The following is a 4,139-nucleotide window of genomic DNA, read 5'->3' on the forward strand; positions in this document are numbered from 1 at the left end:
GTCACGCTCGCGCCCCTGCGCCAGCAGCCAGCGCGGGCTGGGGGGCAGGAACAGCACCCCCATCATGAACACCAGCCCCGGAAAGCCGACAATGCCCAGCATCCACCGCCACACCCCGAAATAGGAGAACAGCCCGTCGGACACGAAGGCCGAAAGCAGCCCCAGCGAGATCATGAGCTGGTAGCCCAGGATCATCGCGCCACGGCGGCCTGAATCAGCAATTTCGGCAATATAGAGCGGGGTGACGAAGGTGGTCGCCCCCGTCGCCACCCCCAGCAGCAGGCGGGCGAGCATGAGCATGTGATACGACGAGGCTTCGGCGCACAGCAGCGGGCCGATCACGAACAGCCCCGCCGTCAGGACCAGCGTGCGCTTGCGCCCCCATGCGTGGGACAGCCACGCCGCGCACAGCACGCCCAGCGCCGCGCCCATAAGCATGATGGCCACCAGGGATTCGCGCTGGAAATCCGACAGGACGAATTCCTGCGTGATCAGGTCCAGCGCGCCGGACATGACCCCGGTATCAAGCCCGAACAGGATGCCCGACAGTGCGGCCAGCCCCCCGATCAGCCCGGCGCGCCCGCGTATGGCCGGACCATGCCGCGTGGCCGGGCTGGTGTGCGTAATGCCGGGCTGCCTCTGCATTATGCCTTCTCCTGCTTTAGGCACAGAACGGCACAGCGCGGGGGAAGTTCACCCGCGGGCGGGGCGAATGCGGGGGAAGTGGTCCGGGTGGCGGCTTACGCCTTCTTCGCGGGCTTTTCGGGCGCGCTGTCATTGGCGGGGGTGGCGCTGCTGGTAATGACCGAGCTTATGGTGTCACGCAGCACGAGCACGCGCACGCCCTGCGCGATCTCGACCTCCACCTCGTTCGAATCCGGCTGTACCTTCTGCACCACGCCAATGACGCCGCCCGCCGTCAGCACCCGGTCGCCCCGGCGCAGGGTGGAAAGCTGGTTGCGCAACTGCTTCTGCTTGACCTGCTGCGGGCGGATGAGCAGGAAATAGAAAATGCCGAACATGGCCACATAGGGCAGCATCGCCATCAGGCCATCCGCGCTCAGAAAACCGCCGCCAGCGGACTGGGCATGGGCGGGGGTGGTCAGTAAATCATTGAAAATCGAAGGCATTGGTATCTTTCCGGCACAAGAAGGGATGGAACGGGTTGCGGGTTTGCCATGCGGACCATAGTTTTCGCCTGTTTCCCGTCAAGGCGTTCGCCCGCTGTAACCGGCCAACGCGCTCCGGATCACCCGGTGGCCACCGGCCGCCGTTTTCTGTCATGCTGAATCAGGATCGACGATGGACAGCACTTCCCTTCCCGTTCTCGAACGTATCGCGGCGGCGCTTGAACGACTCTCCCCGCCCGCGCCCTCCCTTGCCGGGCTGGACGGCGCGGATGCCTTCATCTGGCATCCCGCCCTTGGCCGCCTGACCCCCGTGCCCCACGTGCCCATGTCGAGATGGGGCTGCTGCAGGGCATCGAGCGCCAGCGCCGGATGATACTGGACAACACGCTGCACTTCGCCCGTGGCCTGCCGGCCAATAACGCGATGCTGTGGGGCGCGCGCGGGATGGGCAAATCCTCGCTGGTCAAGGCGGCGCACGCGCAGGCCAACCTGGTGGATGGCAGACCGGCGGCCCCCGGCAGGGGCCGGGTGGCCCTGATCGAAATCCAGCGCGAGGATCTGGCCACCCTGCCCGAACTGCTGGCCCTGCTGCGCCAGAGCCCGCGCCGGTTCATCGTGTTCTGCGATGACCTGTCCTTCGAGCGCGAGGACGCGGATTACAAGGCCCTGAAATCGGTTCTGGATGGCGGCATCGCCGGGCGGCCGGAAAACGTGCTGTTCTACGCCACGTCCAACCGCCGCCATCTCATGCCGCGCGAGATGATCGAGAACGAAAGCTCGACCGCCATCAACACCTCCGAAGCGACGGAGGAAAAGGTCTCGCTGTCCGACCGTTTCGGCCTGTGGATCGGATTCCATAACTGCGCGCAGGATACGTTCATGGATATGGTCCGTGGCTACGCGCGCGAACGCAACCTGCCGATTTCGGATGCGGACCTGACCCGCCGGGCCAATGCGTGGTCGCTTGCGCGCGGGGGGCGTTCGGGGCGCGTCGCCTTCCAGTTCATCGAGGATCTGAGCGCGGAACTGTCCCCCACGCCATAGGCGCGGGCCGGGGCCGGACCCGTCGTCTCCATGCGGGGCACGCGGGTCAGCCCGGCGGACACGCGGGCGGCGGGCATGCGTTACAAAACAAGTATGATGCGAACCATTTGCGCTGCCCGTAAAAAACATCCTTAATATCGCCATGGCGACAGGATACGGTTGCAACCAGATGCCCCCCTTGCACTCCGCACCCGCCCCATGGCGCATCGGCTGCCATGCCCTGTTAACAGTCAAGAGAGCCAATGGACCAGTCGTTACCATCTGACAGCATGCAGACCCCTTCCGCGCCTGGCGGGCGGGATCTGCGCCGCATACGCTCCAATCCCGATTTCTGGTATCCCGTCGCCTGGTCGCGGGAACTCAGGGCGGGCAAGACCATCGGCACCCGCTATGCCGGGCAGCCCATCGCCCTGGTCCGCCCGCGTGAGGGAGGCAGCATTTTCGCGCTGGAGGACCGCTGCGCCCACCGGCAGGTGCCACTCAGCCAGGGGGTGGTGAAGGGCGACTCCGTACAGTGCTGCTACCATGGCTGGGCCTATGGCCGTTCCGGCCGCTGCATCGACGTGCCCTATCTGGGCAAGGGCAAGCTGCCCAACGGGGTGCGGACCTATCCGGTGCGGGAAGTTGACGGCCTGATCTTCGTCTTTCCCGGTGACGCGGCGAAGGCGGACGCGACCCCGCTGCCCCGTCTGGCCGAAGTGGCGAATCCGGCCTACAAGACCCGCCGTTTCGGCCAGCTTGTCCACTGTCACTACAGTTTCATGCACGAGAACCTGATGGATATGAACCATCAGTCATGCACATGAAGCAGATGGGGCAGATGAAACCGCGCTTCCTGGGGCAGGAACGCGGGCCGGGCATGGTAGAGGCGCGCTACAGCTTCGCGCGCACCGGGGGCAAGCAGCCGCTGGGCGAAGCGCTGATCTTTGGCCAGAAGCGCGACAACAGCGAGAAATTCGCCTTTCGCGATGTCATGACCATCCGCACCGTCTATCCCTACCAGACCCTTCACATCCAGACGGCCGACAACGCGCCGGTCATGGATCTGTGGATCGCCTACGTCCCGCAGGACGAGGCGGAGCTGACCAACCGGGTGTTCGGGCTGCTTTCGATCCGGCGGCCGGGCATTCCGGGCCTGCTGGATCTGGCCTGGCCGTTCCTGACGGCGTTCACCGAACGGATTTTCCGCGAGGACCGCGAGATCGTGGAACTGGAACAGGCGGCATGGCGTGAGCAGGGCGGCGACCGGAACCAGGAGATTTTCCCGGTCATCTGCAGCCTGCGCGCCCTGCTGGAGGAATGCGGCCTGCCCGCGGACCAGGATACGGAGGCCCCGGTGGCCACGGGTGTTTGCGGCGCATGAGCCAGCCAGCGGGGCACGACCCCGGTCTCATGCTGGAGGCCGGGGATTACCGACTGCGTGAAGTCCGCACCACCGACGCGGGCACCATGCACAGGCTGATCAATGACTGGAGCGTGGTGCGGATGCTCAGCCGCGTCCCGTTCCCCTATTCCCTGTCCATGACCGAGGAATGGATTGCCGCCACCATCGACCAGTCCCGGCGGGGGGAAGCCTATCATTTCGCCATTACCTGCCCGCAATCCGAACAGCCCGATGCGCTGATCGGCTGCATCGGGCTGCGCATCAACCCGGCGGACCGTTCCGGCACGCTGGGCTACTGGGTGGGGCGGGCGCACTGGAACCGCAAGGTGGCCAGCACGACGGCGGGGCGACTGGCGCGATGGGCGCTGGCCAACCTGCCGGTGGACCGGCTGACGGCTTCCGCCGCGCATGACAACCATGCCTCCATCGCCGTGCTGCGCCGCATCGGCTTTCGGGAAAACGGGACGGGATCGCAGGAATTCGTCTCACGCGGGGGGGAATATCCCGTCCGCCTGTTCGAGGCGCGCCACGCGGACCTCTCCGGCGGGGACGAAGCCCACACCACGGCACAGGACGAAGCC

3 protein-coding genes and 2 pseudogenes are annotated in these 4,139 nt (G+C 66.0%); 3 read left to right on the forward strand and 2 right to left on the reverse strand.

What is annotated here, in order from left to right:
* Positions 1-645, reverse strand: a 645-nt coding sequence (locus JCM25156_RS10120) for an MFS transporter (RefSeq protein WP_025812995.1), incomplete at its 3' end; no start/stop codon positions are given.
* 95 nt (positions 646-740) lie between these two features.
* Positions 741-1,130, reverse strand: a complete 390-nt coding sequence (gene yajC / locus JCM25156_RS10125; RefSeq protein ID WP_034959267.1) for a preprotein translocase subunit YajC — start codon at positions 1,128-1,130, stop codon at positions 741-743.
* A gap of 172 nt (positions 1,131-1,302) precedes the next feature.
* Between yajC and JCM25156_RS23325 the strand changes: the two are divergent.
* The 3 genes and pseudogenes from JCM25156_RS23325 to JCM25156_RS10140 form a co-directional block, all read left to right on the forward strand.
* A pseudogene (locus tag JCM25156_RS23325) lies at positions 1,303-2,174 on the forward strand (ATP-binding protein).
* 242 nt (positions 2,175-2,416) lie between these two features.
* A pseudogene (locus JCM25156_RS23330) lies at positions 2,417-3,537 on the forward strand (Rieske 2Fe-2S domain-containing protein).
* A partial coding sequence (locus tag JCM25156_RS10140) for a GNAT family N-acetyltransferase (protein WP_025812997.1) occupies positions 3,534-4,139 on the forward strand: 606 nt, incomplete at its 3' end. The pseudogene JCM25156_RS23330 and the gene JCM25156_RS10140, both read left to right, overlap by 4 nt.

It is taken from the genome of Komagataeibacter kakiaceti JCM 25156, assembly GCF_000613305.1.